This is a genomic window from Colwellia sp. KS18-150 (genome assembly GCF_057551365.1).
Window position 1 is genome coordinate 143,239 of sequence record NZ_BAAJMC010000001.1, and the last position, 24,093, is coordinate 167,331.

Annotated in this window: 20 protein-coding genes; 15 read left to right on the top strand and 5 right to left on the bottom strand. The window is 37.9% G+C overall.

What is annotated here, in order from left to right; all coding sequences use genetic code 11:
- Positions 1 to 127 precede the first annotated feature (127 nt).
- Complete coding sequence (gene argE, locus AC27IF_RS00695; RefSeq protein ID WP_487051175.1) at positions 128 to 1,303, bottom strand: acetylornithine deacetylase; 1,176 nt, start codon at positions 1,301 to 1,303, stop codon at positions 128 to 130.
- A gap of 261 nt (positions 1,304 to 1,564) precedes the next feature.
- On the opposite strand from argE, the gene argC reads away from it, so the two are divergent.
- From argC to argA, 6 genes are all read left to right on the top strand, one after another.
- Positions 1,565 to 2,605 carry an N-acetyl-gamma-glutamyl-phosphate reductase gene (gene argC / locus AC27IF_RS00700; RefSeq protein WP_487051177.1) on the top strand — a complete coding sequence of 347 codons (1,041 nt, stop codon included), beginning with the start codon at positions 1,565 to 1,567 and terminating at the stop codon, positions 2,603 to 2,605.
- A gap of 9 nt (positions 2,606 to 2,614) precedes the next feature.
- Complete coding sequence (gene argB, locus AC27IF_RS00705) at positions 2,615 to 3,388, top strand: acetylglutamate kinase (RefSeq protein ID WP_487051179.1); 774 nt, start codon at positions 2,615 to 2,617, stop codon at positions 3,386 to 3,388.
- Positions 3,389 to 3,464: 76 nt separating this feature from the next.
- The gene (locus AC27IF_RS00710) at positions 3,465 to 4,394 is read left to right on the top strand and encodes an ornithine carbamoyltransferase (protein ID WP_487052195.1); all 930 of its coding nucleotides are present in this window, start codon (positions 3,465 to 3,467) and stop codon (positions 4,392 to 4,394) included.
- Between the two features lie 244 nt (positions 4,395 to 4,638).
- Entirely contained in the window at positions 4,639 to 5,877 is a 1,239-nt protein-coding gene (locus AC27IF_RS00715; RefSeq protein ID WP_487051181.1) for an argininosuccinate synthase, read from the top strand.
- Positions 5,878 to 5,879: 2 nt separating this feature from the next.
- On the top strand, positions 5,880 to 7,817 hold the full coding sequence (gene argH, locus AC27IF_RS00720) for an argininosuccinate lyase (RefSeq protein WP_487051182.1): 1,938 nt from the start codon (positions 5,880 to 5,882) through the stop codon (positions 7,815 to 7,817).
- A gap of 51 nt (positions 7,818 to 7,868) precedes the next feature.
- On the top strand, positions 7,869 to 9,179 hold the full coding sequence (argA, locus tag AC27IF_RS00725; RefSeq protein ID WP_487051184.1) for an amino-acid N-acetyltransferase: 1,311 nt from the start codon (positions 7,869 to 7,871) through the stop codon (positions 9,177 to 9,179).
- 3 nt (positions 9,180 to 9,182) lie between these two features.
- On the opposite strand, the gene AC27IF_RS00730 is transcribed toward argA, so the two are convergent.
- The 3 genes from AC27IF_RS00730 to AC27IF_RS00740 all read right to left on the bottom strand — a co-directional run bounded on the left by AC27IF_RS00730 (position 9,183) and on the right by AC27IF_RS00740 (position 11,645).
- A complete protein-coding gene (locus AC27IF_RS00730; protein ID WP_487051186.1) occupies positions 9,183 to 10,379 on the bottom strand; it encodes an EAL domain-containing response regulator in 1,197 nt (398 codons plus the stop codon).
- 95 nt (positions 10,380 to 10,474) lie between these two features.
- Positions 10,475 to 11,053, bottom strand: coding sequence for an FMN-binding negative transcriptional regulator (locus AC27IF_RS00735; protein WP_487051188.1), 579 nt, complete (start codon positions 11,051 to 11,053; stop codon positions 10,475 to 10,477).
- Positions 11,046 to 11,645 carry a GNAT family N-acetyltransferase gene (locus AC27IF_RS00740; protein ID WP_487051190.1) on the bottom strand — a complete coding sequence of 200 codons (600 nt, stop codon included), beginning with the start codon at positions 11,643 to 11,645 and terminating at the stop codon, positions 11,046 to 11,048. Before AC27IF_RS00740 ends, AC27IF_RS00735 begins: the two co-directional genes overlap by 8 nt.
- Before the next feature lie 89 nt (positions 11,646 to 11,734).
- Between AC27IF_RS00740 and pdxR the strand changes: the two genes are divergently transcribed.
- Complete coding sequence (pdxR, locus tag AC27IF_RS00745; RefSeq protein WP_487051192.1) at positions 11,735 to 13,204, top strand: MocR-like pyridoxine biosynthesis transcription factor PdxR; 1,470 nt, start codon at positions 11,735 to 11,737, stop codon at positions 13,202 to 13,204.
- A gap of 7 nt (positions 13,205 to 13,211) precedes the next feature.
- On the opposite strand, the gene AC27IF_RS00750 is transcribed toward pdxR, so the two are convergent.
- Positions 13,212 to 15,782 carry a penicillin-binding protein 1A gene (locus AC27IF_RS00750; RefSeq protein WP_487051194.1) on the bottom strand — a complete coding sequence of 857 codons (2,571 nt, stop codon included), beginning with the start codon at positions 15,780 to 15,782 and terminating at the stop codon, positions 13,212 to 13,214.
- Between the two features lie 128 nt (positions 15,783 to 15,910).
- Here AC27IF_RS00750 and AC27IF_RS00755 point away from each other — a divergent pair, with 128 nt between their 5' ends.
- The 8 genes from AC27IF_RS00755 to AC27IF_RS00790 all read left to right on the top strand — a co-directional run bounded on the left by AC27IF_RS00755 (position 15,911) and on the right by AC27IF_RS00790 (position 24,030).
- Positions 15,911 to 16,990, top strand: a complete 1,080-nt coding sequence (locus tag AC27IF_RS00755) for a pilus assembly protein PilM (protein WP_487051196.1) — start codon at positions 15,911 to 15,913, stop codon at positions 16,988 to 16,990.
- Positions 16,978 to 17,571, top strand: a complete 594-nt coding sequence (locus AC27IF_RS00760; protein ID WP_487051198.1) for a PilN domain-containing protein — start codon at positions 16,978 to 16,980, stop codon at positions 17,569 to 17,571. Before AC27IF_RS00755 ends, AC27IF_RS00760 begins: the two co-directional genes overlap by 13 nt.
- On the top strand, positions 17,568 to 18,164 hold the full coding sequence (locus AC27IF_RS00765; protein ID WP_487051200.1) for a type IV pilus inner membrane component PilO: 597 nt from the start codon (positions 17,568 to 17,570) through the stop codon (positions 18,162 to 18,164). Before AC27IF_RS00760 ends, AC27IF_RS00765 begins: the two co-directional genes overlap by 4 nt.
- Positions 18,161 to 18,685 (top strand): pilus assembly protein PilP, encoded by a 525-nt coding sequence (locus AC27IF_RS00770; protein ID WP_487051202.1) that lies wholly within the window; start codon positions 18,161 to 18,163, stop codon positions 18,683 to 18,685. The genes AC27IF_RS00765 and AC27IF_RS00770 overlap by 4 nt, the downstream gene beginning before the upstream one ends.
- A gap of 11 nt (positions 18,686 to 18,696) precedes the next feature.
- Positions 18,697 to 20,784, top strand: a complete 2,088-nt coding sequence (locus tag AC27IF_RS00775) for a type IV pilus secretin PilQ (RefSeq protein ID WP_487051204.1) — start codon at positions 18,697 to 18,699, stop codon at positions 20,782 to 20,784.
- 204 nt (positions 20,785 to 20,988) lie between these two features.
- Complete coding sequence (aroK, locus tag AC27IF_RS00780) at positions 20,989 to 21,507, top strand: shikimate kinase AroK (protein WP_487051206.1); 519 nt, start codon at positions 20,989 to 20,991, stop codon at positions 21,505 to 21,507.
- A 31-nt stretch (positions 21,508 to 21,538) separates the two neighbouring features.
- Positions 21,539 to 22,603 carry a 3-dehydroquinate synthase gene (gene aroB, locus AC27IF_RS00785; protein ID WP_487051208.1) on the top strand — a complete coding sequence of 355 codons (1,065 nt, stop codon included), beginning with the start codon at positions 21,539 to 21,541 and terminating at the stop codon, positions 22,601 to 22,603.
- Positions 22,604 to 22,656: 53 nt separating this feature from the next.
- Entirely contained in the window at positions 22,657 to 24,030 is a 1,374-nt protein-coding gene (locus AC27IF_RS00790; RefSeq protein ID WP_487051210.1) for an SPOR domain-containing protein, read from the top strand.
- The last annotated feature ends 63 nt before the right edge of the window (positions 24,031 to 24,093 follow it).

The window sequence follows — 24,093 nt, forward strand, 5'->3', positions numbered from 1 at the left end:
GGGGGATCTAGAAGGCGCCTATCGGCATTCGGCACCTTCTAGTTTATCTGGTCGGTTTAAAATTTTATCTGATAAATCACTCGTAATAATTCGCTAGTATTAATCTAGATGTTAAATCGAGATCAAGTTAACTTAAACAATAACGTTGGATCATGGTAGTTAAAAGCGTATCGGTTTTTTCTATTTCGCTGTGCGCTAAAAACTCATTAGGTTGGTGCGCTTGATCAATAGAGCCAGGCCCTAATACAAGAGTTTGACAACCAAGCTGCTGAATAAATGGGGCCTCAGTTGCGTAATTAACCGCACAACATTGATGACCACTTATTTCTTCGGCAATACTGACAAAACACTTCTCGACACTAGAGCACTTATCTTGCTCAAAGCTTGGTGAGCTAGGATGTAACTCTTCAAAGCTGATACGCCCTGGAAACTTTTCTGCTAACGGCTTAAGTGTTTCGCTTAACCAATGTAGTAATTCATCGTCACTCATGCCTGGTAAAGAGCGCAAGTCGAGATCTAGCTCACAATGACCACAAATACGATTGGCATTATCACCGCCTTTAATCGCACCCATATTTAAAGTTGGTGCTGGTACGTCAAAAGCTTCATTTTTATAATTAAGGTTAAACTTTTCTTTTAACTCAATTAACGCGCCAATGATCTCATACATGATTTCAATAGCATTAACGCCTAAGCTGGGTTTACTTGAGTGTCCTGATTGCCCTTGGACACTAATACGGTGTGACATGTGACCTTTATGCATATACACAGGTACCAAGTTAGTTGGCTCTCCGATAATTGCAACATCAGGTTTCGCTGCTTGACTTTGAGCAAAGAATCTCGCTCCCGCCATAGTGGTTTCTTCATCTGCGGTAGCTAATATATATAAGGGCTTTTTTAAGTTCTTAGCATTCAAACCTTTGCAGGCTTGTAGAATAAAAGCAAAAAAGCCCTTCATATCACAGGTGCCTAATCCGAAAAACTTATCATCTTTGTTCACAACACCCATAGGATCACTTTGCCAGCGACTTTCATCAAAAGGTACGGTGTCGCTATGTCCGGCTAGCAATAAGCCACCTTCACCACTACCTAATTTTGCTAATAAGTTATATTTATTCTCACCACCTTGATGAGCACTAGGCACTTGTTGAATATCAATATGAAAACCTAATTGTTCAAACCATGTTGCAAGTAACTGAATAACTTTTAAATTGCCTTGATCCCAACTAGGTTGAGTAGAGCTAATAGAAGGGCAAGCAATCAATTCAGTTAAAGATTGTGCGAAGTTTGGTAACTGTGACATAAATGAAATCCAAAAAATAATTCGAATAAAAGCTTAAATACTTATGCTTAATAGTTGCATAACTACCCATATACTGGTAAATTGCTTTTAAAGTGTAAATAACCTGTTTTTATTAGGCTACTTTTATCATAAGGCACAGTGTAATGCTAATTGTTCAAGGAATACGACGACGATAGATAATTATTTTATTATCTCTTGGATGCTTTAGTTATAAGAGATTGGTTATGTCGTTTTAAATATTTGAATAGTAAGGTTTAAGTTGTGTCTGATGTAAAAAAGGTTGCTGTTATTGGTGCCAGTGGTTATGCCGGTGCCGAGTTAGTTGGTATGTTATGCCAACATGATAAAGTTTCAATACAACATCTTGTTGTGTCGGAAAATTCTACTTCCTGTGGAAAACTTTTTAGCGAGTTACATGGTCGCTGGCAGGGGATATGTGATGTACCCCTGCAGTCTTTTTCTCAAGAATGGTTTGAAAATTCTGCACAATCATTAGATGTTGTCTTCTTTGCTACCCCTCATGAGTTTAGTGCTGATTGGGCGCAAGCTTTTGTTGATGCTGGCGTGAAAGTTTTTGATCTTTCCGGTGGCTTTAGGCTGAAGCAAGCTCAAGATTACCCTACCTTTTATGGTTTTGAACATGCGAACGTCGACGCACTTTCACAAGCTAAATATGGCTTAGCCGAATGGCAACAAAGTGATATCGCCAATACTGATTTAGTGGCAGTACCGGGTTGTTATCCAACCGCCAGCTTACTTTCTTTAAAGCCTATTACGTCTAATAATCTTCATATTGAAAACTCATTGATTGTCGTTAATGGCATTAGTGGTGTTAGTGGCGCTGGCAGAAATGCATCTCTTGCTACCAACTTTAATGAAGTGAGTTTAAAGCCATACAACATTTTACAACACAGACATCAGCCTGAGATTTCTCAAGAAGCGAATGCACAGGTAATATTTAACCCGCATTTAGCACCATATAAAAGAGGCTTGTTGGCAACCGTCACCATGCAATTAAAAGCAGAGGTTACTGCTAAGCAAGTTGATGAGGCATTTGAGCAAGCTTATAGCGATAAACCTTTGGTTAGAATTGTGAATGCGTGGCCACAAATTGGCAATGTAGCGCATACACCTTTTGCTGATGTTCATTGGCAAGTTGATGAAGAGAAAAGCGTTGTTGTTATCAGTTGTGCAATTGATAACTTGCTTAAAGGTGCTTCATCACAAGCCTTACAATGTTTTAATATTTCACTCGGCTTACCAAGTGAATATAGCTTACTCCCAATAAACAACGGGAATTAAGGAATAGTCATGACCAAGCCTTTAGTGATAAAAATTGGCGGTGCTATCTTAGAAAAAGAAGATGCATTAACTGCTTTATTAGCTGTGATTGCTGAACTTAAAGCCGTTGCTAAAGTTGTGTTAGTACACGGTGGCGGTTGTGTGGTCGATGACATGTTAGCACAAGCTAATTTTACGACCGTTAAAAAGCATGGCTTACGTGTTACGCCAAAAGAGCAAATAGGCTTAATAAGTGGTGCTTTAGCGGGGACAGTTAATAAGTCAATTGTAGCAACCGCAAACAGTATGAGTTTTCCTGCAGTCGGACTTTCATTAGCCGATGGTGACATGATAGCTTGTACTAAATCTGAATTAGATTTAGGCGAAGTTGGTGTACCAAGCCCTAAATCAAGCCAGTTATTGGATACGTTATTAAATAGCCATTTCCTACCGGTTATTTCATCTATTGGCGCCTTATCAAACGGTGATTTAGTTAACGTGAATGCTGATGATGCCGCGGTCGCTATTTGTCAATTACTCAACGCTGAATTGCTGTTATTAACCGATGTTAATGGCGTAAAAGGTGGTGACGGTGAATACTTAGCTTCTTTAAATAGTAAGCAAGCAAATCAACTTATTGAGCAAGGTGTGATTGCCGGTGGCATGACCGCAAAAGTTAATGCTGCATTACAGGCGGCAAATCAATTACGACGAAGTATCGCGGTTGCTAGTTGGCAATCGCCTGAACAAATTACTGAGCTACTATCAGGTAAAGGTGTTGGAACACAAATACAGCCAGATTAGTACCTTATAACTGTCATATAACTTAGCTAAGCTGATGACAAAACAAATTTAAAAGAAGATACTTATGTCACAATCATTGAATAACTTTTTAGCCGACGATGAGCTAAATAAAACTCAACTTACAGCGTTAATTGAATTAGCCATAAAGATTAAAAGTAATCCTGCAGAGTACAGTCAAGTATTGGCCGGTAAATCTGTGGCGATGATTTTTGAAAAACCATCATTAAGAACCCATGTTAGCTTTGATATGGGCATTAATAAATTAGGTGGCCATGCTCTTTATTTAGGGCAACAAAATGGCAAGCTTGGCGAGCGTGAACGCGTAAGTGATTATGCTAAAAACTTATCGTGTTTTGCCGATGCTATTGTGGCGCGTGTTTTTAGCCACGACTCAATTCAAGGGTTAGCTGAGCATGCCACTGTACCTGTTATTAACGCTTTGTGTGATCTTTATCATCCATGCCAAGCATTAGCAGACTTTGTGACATTAACCGAGCTGCTTCCTGCGCTTGGTAAAAATGAGCTCAGTGAAGTGAAACTCGCTTATATAGGCGATGGTAATAATGTCTCTAACTCTTTAATGATTATGGCTGCGACATTAGGTGTTGATTTTACGCTTGTTACACCAACAGGTTACGAAGCAACGTCAGCGTTTATTGAAAAAACGCAGTCTTTAGCAAATAAGTCAGGCGCAAAACTTAACATTACTACGGATATAAATAACATTGGCTCACAAGATGTCATCTATACTGATACTTGGATTTCAATGGGTGATGAAGATGCCAGTAAAAAAGCTGAAATTTTAGCGCATTTTGCTCCATATCAAGTTAACCATGACTTGATGGCAAAAGCCGATGCAAGCATAGTATTGCATTGTCAGCCAGCGCATTTAGAAGAAGAAATTACTACTGAGTTATTTGATAGTGAAATGGCGGCTGTATTTCAGCAAGCGGAAAATAGAATGTGGGCACAGAATTCCGTGTTAGTAACCTTATTTAGTGAGTAACGATTATCTTTTTGCTATTTAGTCCAATTTAAACGTCAAAAGTACTCACAAATTCATCGGGAATGAATTTGAACATACAAAGGATGGCCTATTAAGGTGGAGTACAGGATGTACGGAATAATGACTAGCGTCAACTCCGTGCTTTTTCCTTTAAATTGAAATAACTATCTGCAAGCTAAAACGTTACTGCAATAATCAATATATTAATTAAGAAATAATTTAATCAAATTTAGAGAATAAAATTATGAGTATTCAAAAGAAACAAATTAAAAAAGTCGTACTAGCGTATTCAGGTGGTTTAGATACTTCAGCCATCATTCCATGGTTAAAAGAAAACTATGATAACTGTGAAGTAGTGGCTTTTTGTGCTGATGTTGGTCAGGGTGAAGAAGAGCTTGAAGGTATTAAAGAAAAAGCTATCGCCTCAGGTGCATCTGAATGCTACGTTGCTGATCTTAAAGAAGAGTATGTTAAAGATTATATTTACCCAATCTTAAAAACGGGTTCAGTATATGAAGGTCAATATTTATTAGGTACGTCGATGGCACGTCCTATTATTGCTAAAGCACACATTGAAGTTGCGCTTAAAGTTGGCGCTGATGCAGTGTGTCATGGTTGTACTGGTAAAGGTAATGACCAAGTGCGTTTCGAAGCGTGTTTTGCAGCCCTTGCACCACAGCTTACCGTTATTGCGCCATGGCGTGAATGGGATATGGTTTCTCGTGAAGACTTATTAGATTACTTAGCTGAGCGTGATATTCCATGTTCTGCTTCATTAACTAAAATTTATAGCCGTGATGCGAATGCTTGGCATATTTCTCACGAAGGTGGCGAATTAGAAGATCCATGGTGTGAGCCTTCTAAAGAAGTATGGACTATGACGGTAGATCCAATGGATGCGCCTGATGCTCCAGAAACTGTAGCTTTAAGCTTTGTTGAAGGTGAATTAGTTTCAGTAGACAGCAAAGAGCTTTCTCCTTATCAAGCATTAATGTACTTAAACGAAAAAGCAGCAGCACATGGTGTTGGTCGTATTGATATCGTAGAAAACCGTTTAGTTGGCATGAAGTCTCGTGGTTGTTATGAAACGCCTGGTGGCACTGTGTTAATGGCTGCTTATAAAGGTTTAGAAACACTTATTCATGATAAAGAATCGTTAAAATTCCGTGAGTCTATCGGCTTAGAATTTTCTCATGTTATCTATGATGGTCGTTGGTTTACGCCATTAGCTAAGTCTCAACTGGCGGCAGCAGCATCATTAGCAGAAAAAGTAACTGGTGATGTGGTTGTTAAGTTATTTAAAGGACAAGCAACTGCTACCCAACGTCGTTCACCTAATAGTTTGTACTCTGAAGAATTTGCAACGTTTGGTGCTGATGATGTTTATGACCAAAAACATGCAGAAGGTTTTATCCGTTTATTTAGTCTTTCAAGTCGTATTGAAGCGCTTAAAGCGCAAGACGAAAAAGCTAAAGGAGAATAACCATGGCTTTATGGGGCGGAAGGTTTAAAGAAAAAGCGAGTATCCAGTTTAAAAAGTTTAACGACTCGTTACCTGTTGATTACCGCATGGCAGTACAAGATATTGTTGGTTCAATTGCTTGGGCACAAGCAATTCATGAAGTGGGCGTAATAAACGATGATGAACTATCACGTTTAACGACGGCTTTAAATGAATTAAAGGTGTCAGTAGAAGAGAACCCTAAACAAATTTTGTTATCTGATGCAGAAGACATTCACAGCTGGGTAGAGATTCAGCTGATTGAAAAAACAGGTGATTTAGGCAAGAAGCTCCATACCGGCCGTAGTCGTAATGACCAAGTAGCGACCGATTTAAAATTATGGTGTAAAGAAACAGGCGGCGATTTATTGTTTGCTTTGGTTAACTTACAACAAGCCATGTTAAATTTAGCTGAACGTGAAAAAGATACAGTATTACCTGGTTATACTCATCTTCAGCGTGCTCAACCAGTAACTTTCGGTCATTGGTGTTTAGCTTATGTTGAAATGTTTAACCGTGATATTGGTCGTTTAAAAGATGCTCTTTATCGTTTAGATGTGTCACCACTTGGCTCGGGCGCATTAGCGGGTACAGGTTACCCAATTGATCGTAAAGGTTTAGCTAACCGTTTAGGCTTTAGAAGCGCGACTATGAACAGCCTAGATGCGGTATCTGACAGAGATCATGTGATTGAATTATTAGCTAGTGCCAGTATTTCTATGATGCATTTGTCACGTTTTGCTGAAGATTTAATTTTCTATAATTCAGGTGAAGCTGGGTTTGTAGAAATGAGTGATTTGGTTAGCTCTGGCTCTTCATTAATGCCACAAAAGAAAAACCCTGATGCTTGTGAGTTAATTCGTGGTAAAGCTGGGCGTGTTTTTGGTTCATTAACAGGTATGTTAACCACCATGAAGGCGCTTGCACTAGCTTATAATAAAGATATGCAAGAAGACAAAGAAGGTCTTTTTGATGCTTTAGATACTTGGCAAGAATGTATGGAAATGGCGGTATTAGTTGCAGACGGTTTAAAAGTTAACCGTAGCCGTACCTTAGCTGCTGCTCAGCAAGGTTATTCTAATGCAACAGAATTGGCTGATTACTTAGTGGGTAAAAATATCCCGTTTCGTGAAGCTCACCACATTGTCGGTGAAGTAGTGTTAGCGGCAATAGAAAAAGGTTGTCCATTAGAAGATTTAACCATCACGCAATTAAAAGAGTTTAGCGATCAAATTGAACAAGATGTGTATCAACATTTATCTATTGAATCGACTTTAGATAAACGTGAAGCACTTGGCGGCACTTCGCGTACGCAAGTAGAGCAAGCCATTGCTAATATTCAATCTGGTAATGAAGATATCTTAAATGAACAAGTTGTCGGTGCACCAGGTAAACAGCAAACACAAATTGCCTTAAAGCAGGTCAAGCAGCGTTTAAATGCCCAACGTGCAGCAGCAATGTCAGTACGTAGAGCACGTATGTCGGATGTTGAAAAAATACATCATCTAGTTAATTTACAGGCGGATAAAGGTGAGATATTGCCACGTACGCTGGACAATATTATTCACGATGTTCAAAACTTTGTTGTCGCGGAGCTTGACGGTAACGTAGTAGGTTGTGCATCGCTTTATATTTATCAAACGGGCCTAGCTGAAATTCGTTCAGTGGTTGTTGATGAAAAAGCTCAACGTCAAGGACAAGGACAAGCATTAGTACAATACTTGCTTGAATTTGCTCACCAGATGGAGTTAGAGCAAATTATCGTTTTAACTTATATTCCTGAATATTTCACTAAGTTAGGTTTTAACGGCATTGATAAAAACTCTTTAGCTGAAAATATTATTGAAGATAGTGAGCCTAGCCCACATAAAGATCCGGCTGATGAAGTAGCAATGGAATACATTGTTGGGCAAACGAAGTAGCAATATAAAGCTAATTCGAAAATGATAAGCGTTTTATAAAGTATGGAAAACATGAATAATAACGATCAAAATTACGTTAAATGGTTTAGAAATGCCGCCCCGTACATTAATGCTCACCGTGGTAAAACCGTGGTATTAATGTTTGGTGGAGAAGCCGTTTTACACCCTAATTTTGCCAATATTATTCATGATATTTCTTTACTGCGCAGCTTAGGTGTCAAGCTTGTTGTTGTGCACGGTGCTCGTCCTCAAATAGAAGATCGTATTGCTCAACGCGGTATTAGCACGCATGTTGAGAATAACATTCGTGTTACCGGGCCTAAAACTTTAGGTGCGGTTAAAGATGCAACGGGCTCGTTGCGTTTACATATTGAAGCTTTGCTCTCAACTGGTTTAGCTAACTCTCCTATGCACGGCTCTCAAATTAGAGTCAGCACCGGAAATTTTGTCATCGCTAAACCTATGGGCGTACGTGATGGCGTTGATTTTAAGTATACAGGCACTGTACGTAGAATAGACTCTGAAGGCATTAACATGCAGCTCGATTATGGCTCCATCGTATTGCTTTCACCTATTGGCTATTCTCCTACAGGGGAAGTGTTTAACTTAGCGCTTGAAGATGTTGCAGCACAAACGGCTATCGCCTTAAAAGCAGATAAATTAATCACCTTAACGGAAGATGAAGGTTTATTAGATAATGCCGGTGAGCTGATTAAAAGCTGTAGTGTCCGCACCGTTAAAACTTTGCTTGATGAAAAAGATTGTCATGTTCGTCAGTTACTACTTCGCGCTATTATACAAAGTGGTGAGAATGGTGTAGAGCGTTGTCACTGTGTTAGCTATCAAAGTGAAACGGCCTTATTACAAGAGCTATTTACCCGTGATGGTGCAGGTACTTTGATCGCTAAAGATCATAAAGAGCAATTATCAATAGCCACTATTGATGATGTCGCAGGTATTTTAGAGTTACTTGCACCGTTAGAGGCGGAAGGCATTTTAGTTAAGCGCTCGAGAGAATTACTGGAAGTAGAAATAGACCAGTTTATTGTCTTGAAAAAAGAGGATGTGATAATTGCCTGTGCGGCACTTTACCCCTACCCAGATGCAAAAATGGGCGAAGTCGCTTGTGTCGCTATTCATCCAGATTATCGTAAAGGAAATCGTGGTGGACGGTTAATGGCAGCATTGGAAACCGAAGCAAAAAAACAGCAACTTGCTTCAATCTTTGTATTAACCACCGTTAGTGGGCATTGGTTTCAAGAGCGTGGATTTGTTGAGCAAGCCATGAACAAATTGCCTAAAGGAAAACAAGAAATGTATAACTTTCAGCGCAAATCTAAGGTTTTTGTCAAAGAAATTTAATAGCTAGGTCATCGCTTGCCAGTTTCTAGACCAAGAAATAATATCTTTAGCTGGCATAGGGTGACCTATGTAATACCCTTGCCCAATATTACAGCCCATCTCTGTTGCTAAACTTAAAACACTCGCACTTTCAATACCTTCAGCAATAGTTTTCAGGTTCAACTTATTTGCTAAAGCAATACTACTATTTATAAGCGATAGTTGTTGAATACTGTCTTTATGTTCGATGAAGTAACTTTTATCTAGCTTTAAATAAGTTAATGGCAACTTTTGTAGTCGCTCTACGGTTGAATGACTTTGTCCAAAATCGTCTAAAGCTAGCTGGATGCCGCGCATATTCATTCTGTTTAAATTCATTAATTCTTGTAATTGGTCTTCTGCCAAAATTCCCTCTGTAACCTCAATACATAGTTTATCGGCGGATAAATTAAACTGTTCTAATAACAAGAACAGGGTATCTGTAAATTCGGGTTGTTGTAGTGCAATTGGGGAAGCGTTAACTGAGAATTTGATATCTAATCCATGTTGAGATAACTTTTGACAGTCTTTAAGAGATCTTTTTAACACCGCTAATGTAATATGAATAATGAGATCGCTTTCTTCTGCTTTATCAATAAATCGATCAGGTGAAACCATACCAAATCTAGGGTGTTGGATTCGACATAGTGCTTCAACACCAATAAATTTTCGTGAAATTAAATCTACTTGTGGTTGATATAATACCTCAATGTCGTCATTTTTAATGGCTCGGATAATTTCATAATTTTTAAGAGGCTCAGCTTTTTGATATTTACCTCTAGAGACTCCAATTTTGTCAATGATGATCTCAAAGTCTATTTCATGGATAGGTTTTAATAATGTCCCTATATAGTTTAAACCATATTTTTTTGCTAACAGCTCGACGGATGATAGTATCTGGGTAGATACCCCGCTCATAATGACAATATAGCCTTTGTATTTAAATTCCTTTAATTGCTCTAATAATTGAATACCATCAAAGTTTGGCATGTTGAGATCAAGAAAGAGTAAGTTAATTTGATTAGGCTGACGGAGAATTTGCAATGCTTCTAGTGCCGAAGACGCAGAATATATATTATCAATATTATAATTTTCTTCGAGTATTTTTTTGACGAGACTTAAGATGGTAACACTGTCATCAATCAATAAAACATTCAGCCAATCCAATCCTTTGTTGCTCATTTTAGCTTCCATTTCACCGTGCTGATTTGTATCGCTAAGTATTGTATAAATAATCTTGAAAGCAAGTAGTCGGCGAAATAATAGCTAAAATATTACTAGTCTAGCTGGATGTCTGCTAACTCTTTATAACCTGTTAGATATAAATTTTCTTGGAATGCTGTTCGACATGCGACAGAGCGGTTTTGTGATAATTTAAATTTACTTTTAACATTCTTGATTTCAAGGGTGAATACTGTAATTGCAGATAACATCTGTTGAACCATTTTTGTATTGGCTTGATTATTAAATTCACTAAACTCCCATTTAGGGTCAAAGTAATGACTTAGCTGCTCCATTGCTATCAATTTTTCTTGGCTAGATTCAATTACGTTTAACCGACAAGTTAATGAAACACTAGCATAATTCCATGTTGGCACCGGTTGTTCACTGTGCCACCTCGGTGAAATATACCCGTGTGGGCCATTAAAAATGACGCTAACTAAGTTATTCTCTTTTGTTGCCTTAATAAGTGGATTATTGTTGGGTAAATGACCTAGAAATTTACCCTCTCCAAGGTGTTGTAAAGGACAATAAACTAGCTCGGCAAAACCTCTTTCTCCAATTGCTGAAGAGAGTATTTGTGCAAAGGGGTTCTTGCGCATAACCTCAAGCTCTGGCTCAGATAAATTAGTCATAAACACACTCCATTTTTGCTTTTAAATTTTCTTTAACAACAGGCCATTCATTTTCAAGGACTGAAAATATCGCGGTATTTCGGTAACTTCCATCTGACAAAATTCGTTGGTTTCTCAATATACCTTCAAATTTTGCCCCTAGCCTTGTGATAGCGTTACGTGATTTGTCATTTTTTTCGTGGGTTTTAAATTCAACTCTAATTGCGCCCAATGTTTCGAAAGCATGTTTTAACAAGCAGTATTTAGCATGGGTATTTATATAGCTTCGCTGAAATTTTGGTGTGATAAAAGTAAAGCCAATTTCAACGCTTCTATCTGCTGAATTTATTGAACAATAACGAGTGCTGCCGACAAATTGGTTAGATTGATTATCATAGATAGCAAATGGCACATGTTGCCCTTGCTCTGTCATTTGCTCAGAATATATTAACCAATCTTTGGTGGCTGATATTGAAGTGCATTTATCCGGGAGTGACCAAGTCCAGATTTCTGGAAAAGAGCCAGCACGATAAAACTCATTTACATGGTCAAGAGTTAACGGGCGAAGCGAAATTTTATCAGTGCTTAGTGTTGTCGTTTTTGGTGGAAACATAGTTAGACCTCATTAAAAAATATCACTATATTTTGCCTAGTTATGATATAAACAAAACAACCAGATTTTATCTTTTACTTAGACCAGTTATGAAAAACTTAACCCTCGACATTGAAAACTCTCAAGAGAAATTATACTTAAAAATTGCCAAAGCGATAATAAAAGCAATTAGAGTAGGGGCTGTTGTTTGTGAAGAGAGATTACCTTCTGCACGAGCGTTAGCAGAGAAGTTATCTGTTAATAGACATACGGTTATGGCGGCTTATAGTGAGCTTATTGCACAAGGTTGGGTTGAAACCGAGCAAAGAAAAGGCTACTCAGTGGCGAAGGTGCTGCCAATATATTCTTCATTAACGAGTGATAGCAAACAAGATGAAAAAATAAACAATCATCAATGGCGAATTTTAAAGCCATTTAAGAACTCTTTTGTAAGGCCTGCTCATGACTACAAGTATAATTTTGCCGGCGGTAATCCTGATGTTGCACTTTTCCCGTTTGATGAATTTAGAGGTTTTGTTAATGACGCGCTAAGAAGACCCGCGATCAATGAGTTGAACTATGGCGAAAATAACGGTTTTCATGCTTTTATTGAAGAAGTAAGTACCTATTTACGCAGAGTTAGAGCGATTACCAATAAAGAAATTATCGTTGTTAATGGTACCCAAGAAGCTCTATATATTATTTCACAAGTATTGCTCGAAGCGGGTGATAAAGTTGCCGTGGAAAATTTAGGGTATCGCCCTGCATGGACAGCATTGCAAAATGTTGGTGCACAATTGATTGGTATTAAGCAGACTGAGCAAGGCATTGATGTTGACGATCTTGAAGTAGCGATAAAAACGGACAAAATTCGTTTATTGTATCTGACACCATTACATCAATATCCAACTACCACTACGCTATCGGCAGCTAATCGTGTACGAGTGTATCAACTTGCCCATAGATATAACATTCCCATCATCGAAGATGATTATGATCATGAATTCCATTATAACAGCCAACCTTTACCGCCCATGGCTGCGAATGACCCAGCAGGTTTGGTTATTTACATTTCTAGTTTTTCTAAAATTATGTTCCCTAGTGCTCGCCTAGGCGTTATAGCTGTCAGTAAAGACTTAGCCCCTCATCTTGTTAGTTATCGCACCTTGATGAATCATAAAGCGAATGTGTTATTACAAGATGCTGTTGCCAGGTGGATGAAAGATGGTGGCTTCGAACGTCATTTACGTAAATCAACTCGGCGTTATCAAAAGCGTAGAAAGTGTATGGTTGATATACTTAATTCGTTTATTGATGAGGGCATAAATATAGAATTTACCGTACCTAAAGGTGGCATGGCATTGTGGATTAGCATTGGTAGGAACGCACAAGAAGTTGCTGAGCTAGCAAAAGCTAAAGGTATATTTTTGCTGGGAGAAGAGGCTTTTCATTTAGACCAGAAAAATAACGAAAATAAATATATAAGATTAGGTTTTGCAGGGCAAAGTGAAGAAAAAATTACCGCTGGGTTAATGTCGCTTAAATCATTGCTATTAATTAACTCAAGCGACACCAAATAATATTAGTCTAGAAAAGCTCCTCTTCTTCATTTTGTAGACCTTCTTCACTTTGAAATATATCAACACTATTATCTTGTCTGACGTATTCCGTAGGAGCAGTATTAATTTGAAAATATTCAAACTCACTACTTTTATTGGTATTTGTACTTAGCTTGCCAGTAACCTTATCAATTCTCACCGAGACTATGTCTGTGGGAGGATCAAAGGTTTCAACCGGTAAATCGGCTAAGGCAACTTTCATAAAATCAACCCAAGCTGGCTGTGCCGATTTTGCTCCAGCTTCAGTACCGGTTATTTGATTCTTGCTTAAATTGTTGTTGTACACTGACTTCCCTAAATTACGACTGTGGTCATCAAAGCCTATCCAAGAAGTAGTCACTAAATGACGAGAGTAACCTGAGAACCACGCATCTTTTCCTTCATTAGTTGTACCTGTTTTACCCGCAATATCGCGACGTTTCAATGCTCTAGCGCGCCAGCCAGTACCTTGCCAACCATTTTCTGCAGACCAGTCAGCTCCCCAAATTGCACTATTTAAAGCCTGAGTGATTAAAAAAGCATTTTGCTCTGAAATAACCCTAGGCGCTGAAACTGGCTGGATTGTAGTAGCGACTTCTTCCGATTTATTTTGAGCACTGTCATCAAGGTTTGTTTGCTCATTATCGTTAAATGATTCGGCTATTTCGCAAGGGTCACATGCTAAAACAGGTGCTGCTTGATAGAGGGTTTCACCTTTAGCACTTTCAATACGTTCAATTAAATATGGCTCTATCAAAAAACCGCCATTTGCAAAAGTAGCAAAACCCGTAACAACCTCCATGGGAGTTAAAGAAGCAGAGCCTAGCGCCAATGATTCATTACGTGGCAATTCATCTGGGGCAAAGCCAAAATTAGATAAATAATCAATCGCTTTATCTAGGCCTATACTTTTGAGTAATCTCACCGCGATAACATTTTTAGACTGAGCTAGCGCTAAACGTACACGGATCGGCCCAACATATTTATCAGGGGAGTTTTTCGGTCGCCACACTTGGCCCGTACTTCTATCCCACTGATTAATCGGTGCATCATTTACAAGTGATGCTAACGTATAACCATTCTCTAAAGCTGCAGAATATATAAATGGTTTGATATTAGAGCCCACTTGTCGCTTTGCTTGAGTAACTCGATTAAATTGACTTTGTTTAAAACTAAAACCACCAACCGCTGCTTTTATCGCACCATCGTCAGGTGAAATAGATACCATAGCGGCACTGGCTGAAGGTAATTGACTAAGACGATAATCTCCATTTTCTTCTTGGCTTACCAAGATGACATCAGCAAGGTTTAATATTTCACTGGCAAGTTTTGGGGCAGGGCCTTGTTTTCTATCATTAATAAATTCGCGTGCCCAAGCTAAACCTGACCAAGGTATTACCGCTTTTTTATTGTTGCGAAGTGTTATATTGACTGAACGTTCATCAACTTGTGTTACTACTGCTGGCTCAAGAGATTGATAAGAATTAACTTCCTTAAGGGCGTCTGCTATTTCTTCATCACTTAAAGGAGGAATCTCTTGAGGTGGAGTATCTATATTGTTAGCTAATTCATCTTCATTGAATTCGGGGCGTAGGCTTAATACCGCACCACGATAACCATGGCGTTGATCATATCGAAGTAAATTGTTAGTAACAGATAAGTTCGCAGAGTTTTGTAGTTTGCTATTTACCGTAGTAAATACCTTATAACCGCCCGTATAAGCTATTTCTGTTCCATACATTTCCACCATTTTTTGATGAGCCATTTCTGCAACATAAGGAGCATTTAGTGCTATTTTCGCACCATGACGTTTTCCCGTTATAGGAGCATTCTTAGCGGTTTGATATTCTTGCTCGGTAATATAGCCACTGACTAACATACGTTGTAAAACTGTAGTGCGGCGAATTTTTGCACGATCTGGACGGCTGATAGGGTTATAAGTTGAAGGTGCTTTAGGTAAGCCAGCAAGTACTGCTATTTGTGCGAGGTTAAGTTCATTAATATTTTTACCGTAATATACTTGCGCCGCTGCGCCGAAACCAAAAGCTCTATGGCCTAGTGGAATTTTATTGATATAAAGGGCTAATATTTCATCTTTAGTTAATAAGCTTTCTATGTGGAAAGATAAAAATATCTCTCTCACCTTCCTGATATAAGTGACTTCTCGAGTAAGAAAGAAGTTACGGGCTACCTGCATAGTAATGGTACTAGCTCCGCCGCTATGATTTCCAGTAATTTGACCTAAAACAGCGCGGGTCATACCAATAGGGTCGACACCAAAATGAAAATAAAAACGATCATCTTCAGTGGCTAAAAGTGCATCAATTAATTGTTGAGGAATTTCTTCAAAGATTAAAGGTATTCGTTTCTTTTCACCAAATTGAGAGATCAATAACCCATCATTGCTGTAAATTTGCATTGGAGTTTGCCACTTTACATCTTGTAAAGATTCAATATTTGGCAATTCACTTCGTAAGCTTAAATATAGTACAAATGTACCGATTAAGGTTATAAAAAGTACAGCTAGGGCGAATTTGAAAATTTTTTTAACTGAAAACACAACAATAACTCTATTTATGGATAAAATTGTCAGATAATACTAGTATATCTTGTAAAACCATGTAATAAATGTATTTATGTGAAAAACATGTCTAAAATAATTATAACAATATAATTTAGTGGGTTGTTATGCTAGATAATCTATGGAAAAAGAAAACCACCATGATGGTAGGGATTGATATTGGCTCCCATGCTGTTAAAGCGGTTTTACTCAGCCAGGGCAGTAATGGCTATATTTTAGAAGACTATGCTATTGAACCAATGACTCGTGGTGCTGTTATTGACCGTGAAATTCAAGATATTGAAGCTGTCGGTAATGTTATTGCTAAGATTCGCCAAAATATTTCAATGAAAGCCAAAGAGGCTGCAGCTGCAGTATCAGGCCAAACGGTTATAACCAAAATAATTTATATGGATGTCGCGTTAAGTGAAGATGAGCTCGCCAGCCAGATTGAAATTGAAGCCGATAGTTTAATTCCCTACCCTTTGGATGAAGTTAGTCTAGACTTTGAAACCCTTGATGTAAATGAATCGGATCCGAGTAAAGTTAATGTTCTTTTAAGTGCTGCCCGTACTGAATCAATAGAGGCTAGAGTAGCTGCATTAGAATCTGGCGATTTTCATGCCAAAGTTATCGATGTTGAATCATATGCTGTCAGTAGATCACATGATCTGTGTTTATCACAATTACCTGATGATGCAGCTGACAAAATGGTTGCCATTGTTGATATTGGTGCGACGATGACACTGTTTTCAGCCACGAAAGCTGGAAAACATGTCTATAGTCGAGATCAAATGTTTGGTGGCGAGCAGTATACTCGCTCAATCGTATCTTATTACAATAAATCTTTTGAAGATGCTGAAGTCGCAAAAATAAACAATGACTTGCCACCCAACTATACCTTTGAAGTTTTAGCTCCTTTTCATACCATATTAATGCAACAAATACGCCGCGCAATTCAAATGTTTTTGACTTCAAGTGGTGTCGATAAAGTCGACTATTTAGTCATTTCAGGTGGCTCTGCGGCAATTGAAGGTATAGAAAAACTACTAACAGATGAACTCGGCATACACACTATAATAGCTAACCCATTTAATGACATGGAAATAGCTAAGACGGTTGATGAAGAAGAGCTTGTTAAAGTTGCTTCACAACTCATGGTTGCAACAGGCTTAGCATTAAGGAGTTTTACGCCATGGCATATATAAACCTGCTTCCTTGGCGCGAAGAAGCACTCAAAGCCAAACAAAAAGAATTTTTTACTATATTAGCTGCTGTTTGTTTATGTGCATTCGCCCTAGTATTTACTGTTAACTTATATTTTCAAGCTCGGGTTGATGGTCAAGTAGCTCGTAATCAATTTTTGAAAAATGAAATTCAAAAACTCGACATTCAAATCGCTGAAATAAAAACCTTAAATAAGAAAAAAGAAGAGCTACAGAAGCGTATCGATGTTGTTGAACAGTTACAACGTAGTCGAAATGTCGGTACACAGGTTCTCGATGAAATAGCAAAAATTATACCTAATGGCATTTACATTACCCAATTAAATAAACAGGGTAATACTATTGAGATTATGGGTAAAAGCGAATCAAATAACCATTTAGCAAATATGATCAGGGCAATAGAATTATCAGATTTGTTCACTGACGCAACACCAGAGTCGATTACTTCAGATGATGGCTCCCCTAAGCTACTGAGTAACTTCAAGATGAAAGTGAAAATTAAAGGCTTAGTAAACGATCCTGATGCGGCACTTGCTAATGTACCAAAAGGAGCTGGAAAATGAAATTTGATGCTTCGCAATTTGAAAACCTTGAGTTAGATAATATTGGTCAATGGCCACCGGCAGCAAAACTTGTCCTTACTATATTTCTTGCCATTGTGGTTATGGGGTTAGGTTACGTAGGTTTAGTGAGTGGTAAAATAGATCAACTTGAACGTGTTGAAGGTGAAGAACAAACATTAAAAACATCTTATCGTTCTAAATATCATGTAGCGGCAAATTTAGAATTGTTTAGAGCGCAAATGATTGAAGCGGAAGATATTTTTGCAAACCAATTACGAAGTTTACCCAATAGCCATGAAACTCCAGGTTTACTTGATGATATTACCTTTATCGGTACCACAAGCGGTTTAGATTTCGTTAAACTCGAATGGCAACCAGAAATAAGCAAAGAAATATATATTGAGTTGCCCATTGATATAGAAGTGAATGGCTCATATCATTCGTTTGGTAATTTTGTGAGTAAAATAGCGGGTTTACCTCGTATTGTTACCTTGCATGACTTCACTATCGATATTACTGCAGTTGGCGCAGAAGTGCTAAACTTGAAGCTTGAAGCTAAAACATATCGATATCAGGGAGCTGAAATAAAATGAGAATAGTAGTTTTATTTGTTCTAGTTTTTATTAGTGGTTGTTTTGACGATACGAGTGATCTCGTTGCTCATATGGAGCAGGTGAAGTCGACCACAACGAGTCAAATTGATCCTATGCCAGAAGTTCACCCTTTTAACCATTTTGATTATTCGGCTCATGAGCTACGTAGCCCGTTTGTGCTACCTAAGCCAGAAGTTATTCAACAAAAAATACAACAAATGTCAGGATGTTTAAGTCCAGACCCACGTCGCCGAAAACAACCACTAGAAAAATTTGCTTTAGGTGATTTAACTATGCGTGGAACTATGGGTGATGATGGTGTGCTTTGGGCCTTAGTTGAAGCATCAGATCAGACACTACATCGAGTGTCAAAAGGAAGTTATCTTGGTTTATTTAATGGTGAGATTACAGAAGTGAGTGCCAGAAGCGTGAAAGTAAAAGAATTAACACCTGATGGTGCTGGTTGTTGGGTGGAAAGAGAAACCACGATGAAAATTGCTCAAACAGATTCTCAAGGGTAAAGGAAATAATAATGCTATTTAATAAAATGAAAAATTATAAAAACTTTACTGGAGTTGCTTACAATCAATTATTTTTGTTGTTTGGTTTAATCCTGTTAGCTCTGGTTTCTACATCATATAGTGTTAAAGCCGAGCAGGCAGAAAATAGTAAGCTTTTAGGAATTTCATACAACACGATTCAAGATGATCAAATTGAATTGGTCTTTGAGTTTTCCGAAAATATATCTGCCTTACCAGCCGTACAAACGTCAATGGATCCTGCTTATGTTGAAGTTAGCTTTAACGCAAACTCTTATAATGAAAATGTTAAAGAAACTTTAGTTAATCACGCTGGTATCACCACAATCGCGGTAGATGATACCTCAGGTAAAGTTGTTGCATTAATTAATCTTGAAAAGCTTGCCGTATTTGATGTCGCTTTAAATGAAAAAGAATTTTCAATCACTTTTAATTATGGAGATTCGGCTCAAATTGTTGAATCTTTAAGCCCTGCAGGCGAGCAATTTATTAATAATGTCAAATCCTTAGATTTCCGTTTAGGAGAGCATAATGCAGCTGAAGTTTTAGTCTACCTAGAAGACAATATGGTGGCTGTTGATGTGAACGACAAATTAGGTAAGGTGAATGTTGAGTTTCACAACACTGAAATAATTGAAGACTTACTCTATAAATTAGACGTTACTGATTTTGGTACCATAGTAACAGGCATTGAAACTTTTAAAGATGGTCGTAATGCTAGATTAGTTATTGATGTAAATTCCCATTTTGAGTTTTCTCATAAGCAACAAGATAATTTATTTGTATTAACCGTTAGAGAAAAAGAAAAACAAGCGCCGGGTTACTTAGGTGACAGTGAAGATTTTACTGGTAGAACTATTTCACTTAACTTCCAAGATATTCCTGTCAGAACTGTTTTACAAATAATCGCGGATTATAATGAATTTAACTTAATTACCAGTGATACAGTAACGGGTAATATAACTTTAAGGTTAGATGGTGTACCTTGGGATCAAGCGCTTGATATCATCTTAAAAGTAAAAGGCCTTGATAAACGCATGCAGGGCAATATTTTAATGGTTGCGCCTAGTGATGAATTAGCGGCACGAGAAGCTAAAAATTTACAAGCTCAGCAGCAAGTGGAAGAGTTAGCACCACTATATTCTGAATACGTACAGATCAATTATGCAAAAGCTAGCGAGTTTGCTGAATTAATTAAAAATGAAGATACCAGTATTTTATCTGCACGAGGTACGGTATCAGTTGATGAACGTACTAATACATTATTAATACGTGATACGGCGAAAAGTATTGAAGATATTAAGCGTATGATTAATATCTTGGATGTCCCTGTTCGACAAGTGGTTATTGAAGCCAGAATGGTTACAGTAAGCGATAATATTGGCGAAGAATTGGGGATTCGTTGGGGAATAACCGATACTGATGGAGATTATGCAACTTCGGGTACACTAGAAGGAGCTGATTCTGCAGCAGCAGGTATTCTTCCTGCAATTGCAGATCGTCTAAATGTGAACTTGCCAGTGGCTAACCCTGCTGGTTCAATAGCGTTCCAAGTTGCTCGCTTAGCTGACGGTACTATTCTTGATCTTGAGTTGACCGCTTTAGAAAATGAAAATAAAGGTGAGATAATTGCTAGCCCGCGTATTACAACTGCAAACCAGAAAGAAGCCTATATTGAACAAGGTGTAGAAATTCCATACCAAGAAGCTGCTTCAAGTGGTGCAACAGCAACACAATTCAAAAAAGCGGTATTAAGTATGACGGTTACACCGCATATAACTCCTGACAATAAAATTATCTTAGACTTAGTAGTTACACAAGATACCATATCAGAAGTTTCAAACGGTACAGCTCCAGCAATTGATACACAGCGAATTGGCACACAAGTACTAGTGAATAATGGTGAAACTATTGTACTAGGTGGTATCTATCAACAGTCAATAATTAGTAGTGTTTCTAAAGTTCCAGTAATTGGTGATATTCCTTATTTTGGCTGGTTATTTAGAAATACCAACCAGTACAATGAGAAAAAAGAGTTACTTATTTTTGTAACTCCGCGAGTTGTAACTGAACATTTTTAGTATTAATTATTAATATGTTAGTCAGTAAGTGGGGATTTTCCCTTACTTACTGACAATGTTACTTGCAATCTTACCCCAACAATTGCGATAATTACGCCCTTGAAATTCCCGAGGGAGACCTCTAAAACGTCAAAGAGCTGTAGGCAGCCACTGTAACAAGCATCTTTGATAGGATCCGTAACAAACGAGTATTAAATAAATCTAATGGCAGAAAAAAGAAATATCTTCCTAGTTGGCCCTATGGGCGCAGGTAAAAGTACTATTGGTCGTGAGCTTGCTGACAGGCTACATCTTGAATTTTTTGATTCTGATCAAGAAATTGAGCGTCGTACAGGAGCAGATATTGCTTGGGTATTTGATCTTGAAGGCGAAGAAGGATTTCGTAAAAGAGAAGAGACTGTTATTGAAGATCTGAGCGAGAAACAAGGTATTGTTTTAGCGACTGGTGGCGGCTCTGTAATTAGCGATCAAGTTCGTAATCGATTATCAGCACGCGGTATAGTGGTTTATCTTGAAACAACTATCGATAAACAAGTCGCACGTACACAACGTGATCGTCGTCGTCCGTTATTACAAACTAAAGAAGAACCACGTACAGTGCTAGAAAACTTAGCACTAGAGCGTAATCCTCTTTATGAAGAGATTGCCGATGTTGTAATCAAAACAGATGATCAAAGTGCAAAAGTTGTAGCGCATAAAATTATTGAGCGTTTAGACTTTTAGCCATTACCATATTACCTAGCAGTACATAATTATGCCAACACTTCAGCTTGATCTAGGCACCCGTAGTTATCCCATCTATATTGATTCAGGGCTGTTTGAAAATGCAGCCTTATTCGCTAAGCATATCCGCAGTAAACGCGTTTGTATTGTAACTAATACTATTATTGCACCTTTATATCTTGATGCTATCAAAAATCAACTTTCTGAATTTACTCTTGATGAGGTAATTCTACCTGATGGCGAAGCAGAGAAAAGCTTAGCAAATTTTGAAGTAATCATGTCGCATTTACTAGCGAATGGACATGGCCGTGATACCACATTAATTGCGCTTGGTGGTGGAGTAATTGGTGATATTACTGGTTTTGCTGCTGCTTGTTATCAGCGTGGCATTGATTTTATTCAAGTGCCAACGACAGTGCTATCACAAGTGGACTCCTCAGTAGGCGGCAAAACGGCAGTAAACCATGCTTTAGGTAAAAACATGATAGGTGCTTTTTATCAGCCAAAAGCAGTTATTATAGATATAGATAGCTTATCCACTTTACCTGTACGAGAATTTAACGCAGGTATGGCTGAAGTAATAAAATACGGTATTCTAGGTGACAAAGACTTCTTTGTTTGGCTTGAAGAGAATATTGATGCGATAAAATCAAATGATAAAAACATTTTATCAACAATGATTGAAAAGTGTTGCCAATGTAAAGCTGATATCGTCGCTTGTGATGAAACCGAAGCTGGTGTTCGCGCTTTACTTAATCTAGGTCATACATTCGGACATGCTATTGAAGCCGAGCAGGGCTACGGTAATTGGCTTCATGGTGAAGCAGTTGCCACTGGCATGGTACTTGCTGCTAAGTTAGCAGTAGCAATGAATTTGCTCGAAGTGTCAGAACTTTGTCGAATTGAGTCACTTATAAAAGCATTTGATTTACCATTATTAGCGCCAGAAAGCATGAGTTTAGACGATTTTGTTCGTCACATGCAGCGGGATAAGAAAAATATTGGTGGTAAATTACGCTTTATAATACCTACCAGTATTGGCCAATCAGAAATTCGCGATGATGTAACTGTGGAGATGCTTCAGCAAATTCTATAAGTGTTTTTAACTGCTAATTTATCTAGCAGTAAATATTATAGAAAGGGTTGAATATGTCCGCACTAGAAAATACGCGAGCAAATCAAAATATCTTCAGTGTACCGACAAACAGTCGTGATAAAGTAGCAGCTATTGATAAACCAACGGCGGCTATTAGTGTTACGGCTCGTATTGATTATATACAACGATTTTCAAAACAATTAACCCTAGTGGTGGATAATACACCTGCGGTATATTCACAACTATCTCGTCAGTATTTAGCTAATATAAGTCAAGAATCTGGCAAGCAAGAAAATAATGTCGCATTCGTAGCAGCATCCGCTAAATTAAATGACATTCAAATGCGCTGTCGATTAATCGAACAGTTGTTTGCTAATACCCTATTCGACCCAGAGCAATCATTGGCGGTAAGTCTTTCACGTCTAGCCAAACAAACTAATGACACCATCATCATTATTGTAGAGCATGCTCAATCATTATCTCTACAGATAAAATATGAATTGTGCCAGTTAGTTGATGTAGCAAAAAAAACACAACATAACATCCATGTGGTGTTATTTGGTTTAGAGCAAGCAGCCCAAGAAATAGCAAAGAATAAAAGTATTTTTGATAAGAAAACTAGTATTGTTGATGCGAATACAGGGCAAGTTCTTGCACTTGATCACACACGTTTTAAAAATAAGACCGAATTATTCAAGAATGACTCATGGGTTAAAATCAGCATTATTAGCTTGCTAAGCGTAATCCTTTTTAGTTTTATTGTTTTAATACTTGTTGAACACGAAAGTTTTGGTCTCTCTAACTTACCGGAAAAAGCACCTGAAATAAAAACAACTCAGCTTACGGTGCAAAACAATGAACTTGACTCAACCCCAAATCAAATAGCTAATGTTGCTGAAATTCATACTGCTCTTTTAGCAAGTAATATCAGTCAAGTGTTACCTAATTTGAAAGCTGAAAATGAAGATATTTTAAAAGCACTCGCTATAAACGAAAGCAGTATCGAAAAACAGGCTCTTGAAAATAGTGACAGTGTTGTAACGAAAACTGACGATGTGGCAGTAGTACCGCAAGTTACTCCTGAGGCGAAAAGTAATATAAAGCCTAGTGAAATAAATCTACTTAACTTACCTTTTGATAAAGACTATTACTTGAATTTAGAGCAAGGTTACGCAGTTCAAATAACTGGTTTTAGCCATTTAGCTAGGCAAAAAGAGTTTATCGCACAACATGGCGCGATGAAATTATACACTTATCAAAGAAAATTAAATGAACATAGCTTTATCGTGATAACCACTGAAATATTCCCAGATAAAGCAGCAGCTAAGGCTGCATTGAATGAACTTCCACAAGAGTTAAAAGGTCTTGGCGCTTTTTTGAAGTCGGTATCTATAATTAAGCATGAAATCAATACCGTTGCGCGTTAAATCAAGCTACAATCCGCAGTTAGAAATAAATGAACAAAATAGTTAGCAGAAAGGTTTTGTTCA